This is a genomic window from Succinimonas sp. (assembly GCF_045225735.1).
Taxonomy (GTDB): Bacteria; Pseudomonadota; Gammaproteobacteria; order Enterobacterales; family Succinivibrionaceae; genus Succinimonas.
In genome coordinates, this window is sequence record NZ_JBGVBR010000423.1 from 1 (window position 1) to 3,794 (window position 3,794).

Annotated in this window: 3 protein-coding genes; all 3 read left to right on the forward strand. The window is 52.6% G+C overall.

Translation table 11 applies throughout. The features are described 5' to 3' along the window. Positions 1–694 precede the first annotated feature (694 nt). Entirely contained in the window at positions 695–1,261 is a 567-nt protein-coding gene (gene yfcE, locus ACJROR_RS14735) for a phosphodiesterase (protein ID WP_406547756.1), read from the forward strand. A gap of 413 nt (positions 1,262–1,674) precedes the next feature. Beyond that, positions 1,675–2,328 carry a hypothetical protein gene (locus ACJROR_RS14740; protein WP_406547757.1) on the forward strand — a complete coding sequence of 218 codons (654 nt, stop codon included), beginning with the start codon at positions 1,675–1,677 and terminating at the stop codon, positions 2,326–2,328. A gap of 372 nt (positions 2,329–2,700) precedes the next feature. Next, the coding region (locus ACJROR_RS14745; RefSeq protein ID WP_406547758.1) for a DUF6931 family protein at positions 2,701–3,794 on the forward strand (1,094 nt) is incomplete at its 3' end.

Below are 3,794 nucleotides of genomic sequence, written 5' to 3' on the forward strand. Positions count from 1 at the left end.
TGGCTTTCGAATAATGTGTTCGCCTTTGCGGGAACGGCGCTATTCTAACAGCGATTATTCGGGAACGTAAACAATTATTATGTTTGATGTGCAAGATATTATGATTTTTGGTTATTTTTTAATCATTTTGGCTATTTTTTATACAAAAACTCCGGAAATCAGGGAACTTGTATGGTGTCCCCCTTCAAAATAATGAGCTGCCGGAGATCCAAAAAGAGTTTTGCATGCATTTTGAGTGTATTCCGGCCGATTTTTTCCGATTGATCAGCGGGATTCCCCGCTGTTTTCCTTCCGCTTTTCATTCCTCCCGCTTTTCCTTTCTCTCGTTATCTTTCCTCCGCCCCGCCGGATCGCGGCAGGCCTCAGGATGGCAAAGCAAACCCATGCAATCAATACCGGCAAAAGCAAAAGTTAAAGTTCCAAGGAGTAATAACTAAGAAGGAAGACGCCTCCGGCGCTTCCCGGTTAAACTAAAGGGGCTCCGCCCCTTTACCCTATGTGAAACTGCCCCGCGCTGCAAAAACTGAGGCGTATGGCAGCCTCTCGAGACCGGGGCAGCAGCCGCTTTCCCGTTTGCCCGAACCGCATGACCGCATGCGATATAAAGATAGGCGTTACAGCATGACATACTGGATTTGCCGGGGCCGGAGTCCTACAATATGAGGATGCTTTCCGGAAAAACAGGAGAACCATCATGAAATACGCAGTAATATCGGATATCCACGGCGACAGCTCATACCTGAAGATTGCCCTGAATACCCTGCAAAGCTCCGGCATCTCCTTTTATCTTCTCCTGGGCGACCTTATCAATCACGGCCCCAGGAACGGTCTCTCCCGGGAATACAATCCCATGGAAATCCCCGATCTCCTTAACCCGCTCCGGCATCAGATCATCGCCGTGAAGGGAAACTGCGACAGCGAGGTGGATCAGAAGCTTCTGGAGTTTCCCCTGACCTCCCCGGTTAATACGCTGATCATCGCCGGACAGAAGGCCGCAATGAGTCACGGTCATATCTGGAAGCCCGCTCATGCTGAACAGATGGGCCTCCGCAAAAATGACATTTTCATGAGCGGACACACTCATGCGGCAGTGCTGGAAAGAAACAGCGCCGGCATCATTATTTTCAATCCGGGATCCCTGACCTTCCCCAAAGGCCCTCGGCCGGAGCATACCATGGGTATCATTGACGAGGAGGCCGGAACAGTCACGCTGACGGACATTTTCGGAAAAACCCTGTCATCCCTGAAGATCCGGGAATAGCCGGAATTCGGGGAACATCTTTTCTGTTCCTGATACTCACAGAGGATCTCAGCACGAGATCCTTTTTTGTTTTTTCGAAGATCAGCATGCCCCCCAATATGAACGCATGGTCATCAGATTTTAAGCCGCCTCTCATCTCCGATCCGAAACCGGATCCCGCGGCGGGTATAACCGGGCGGCAGCGGAGGAGACAGGTACAGAACAGAAAGCAAAGAAGCGGGGCAGCTTATGAATGATGCGCGGTAACGCACAGATCGGAATTTTTGCGCCCCTCCCGCGCATTTTGGGAGCCTCATTAGGATATGATGATTACGAGGTCTGCCGCACCCCGTTTTGGAGTGCTCCATGCCCGAATTCTTCAGTATTTAGCGAGGCAAATGCCCAGGCCGGCCTGAACCGCAGGAGAAGAAATTATGGATGAAAAATCTAGCAATAAGAAGCTATGGACTATTCTTATCATATTAGGAGTCTGTGCCCTTGCCAAGCCTCCGCTGACCACTGCCTCAAGGGTGCGGAATGCCGGCACGATCCCGGGGGAGCCGGAACCGGGGACTGTAATTTACCGGGATCTTGGTTATGGCTATGTCGAGCATTCCGGAATTTATGTCGGCGGGGGCGAGAGATGCATTGTGGAGCTTCAGAAAGATGCAGTAACCCATCACAGTATGATCAGACTGGTAACCCCCGAGGAATTTATCCAAAACGGCCGCGGTAAAAGGGAAGTCATATTCGTCTCTGCCCGTAACGGCGTTCCGGTGGGAAACCCGGAGGTAGCCAGAATTGCCAAAAGCATGCTTAATCAGGATCTTGGCGATTACATTCTGACAGCAAACAACTGCCATATGTTTGCCTTTGGCTGTCTCAAGGCGGCGGAGTCCCATGAAGAGTTTTCCGTTGCGAAAATGCAGGACATGAGCCTCAGGCACATGGCTAAAGGAAAAATGACTCTGACCGCCCTCAAACACGCCGCTGAAAGCATCCTCGGCGCTGATTCCTGGCTTAAATGGGAATGGCGGGAGCAGCCGGCGCTGGAGGGGGCTCCGAAACAACTGGCCCCGGGACTCTGAAAAGAGCCTGCCAAGCTTTTTCAGGGAGCTTGCAGCGTTATAACTCAGTTCCCGGTCTCCGGCAGCTTTCTTCCCTCACTTCCCTCACGGGGCATTTTTGGCCGGGACAGCAATGATACCGGGAATCCGGGGTATTGCGCCAGCGTCAAAATCCGGGATTTCTGCCCGGGATGCGTGATCTCCGGCATATAACTGATGACCGAACCAGCCATCGTGTACTATTTAGTTGGATCGGGCCGCAGTGTTCAGCTATTATCCCATAAAGCCCGAGCTCTTAATGATTCGCGTTTCCGGCCCCGAATTCCGCAGCAAAAGCGCCGTAACTCCGGCCGGATATTCTGTGTTACTGATATCGTTTACGGGGAATCCACAATGCCTGACAAACTTGACTGGCTCAATAAGCACTTTGTACTGCTGAAGCATAAGACAGTACAGGAAACTGCTGATGCCTCCCGCTACAAAATCCCCTTTGAACAGCGGGAACTCGCAAAGCAAAACCCTCTGGCGGAGGATTACATTAAGGCGCTGGCCCAGAACGGCAGCTACCCTGAGGCCTCGGAGTTTCTGGCCTATGACATCCATAAGAGGGCTCTGGCCTGGTGGGCCTACTGCTGCGTGCTCTCCCTCCAAAAGGAGCTTTTGCAGGCTCCCCACCAGCCCCGGGATATTTCAGACATCGGAGTCCGGAAAAAGCCCGAGATCCCCGATTGGGCCAAAATGCCGGAAGAACCGCCTGAGGATTACACCTCAGATCCGGAGTATATCCGCCTGCAGCATACCATCGGCAAACTCAAAATGGATACCGAAAAGCTGATTCAAACTCTGCCCCCCGGTTTATGGGAGCAGCATCAGGCGCTTCGAAAACGGCTGTTCGGGGAATTCAAAAAGGTTGTCGGCATGGATCCGGATGAATTTATGGCCTATGCCATGGATCAGGCTGAAAAAATCAGCGCCAAGAAGGAGGAAAGCGAAGCTCAGGCTCCTATTTACAAAATGAAGGAGGAGCTGGAAGCCAAAATCGAAAAGATTCGTCAGGGCACCATCTCCCGCATCAAGGAGGCTTTGCCTAAGAAAAGTCCGGCCGAACTACGGGAACAGACGGAAAACGCCATGGACGCCATTTATGCCTGCGTCACCGCTCCTACCGAACAAAACGCCGCAGACTGCCTCAATGCCGGAAACGCCTGCCAGGAAACTCCCGAGGGGCTGGCTGCGTTTATCTCCTTCTGGTGCTACGGCAATCTGACCCCGAATCTGGACAATGTGGTTAAAACCCCGCCTGAACTCGCCCCAAGCGGCATGAAGGGACTCCTGCTCAAATGCGCTCTGGCTCCCGGCGGCACCAGGAACTTCAAGGAAAGAACCAGGCTTTACTTTGACATCGGCCTGGAAGTGGCCTTTGGCCATAACAACTGGACGGAGTTCATGAAGAACGAGGAAGCGCCGCACCGGAGGCTGGCTCTCGG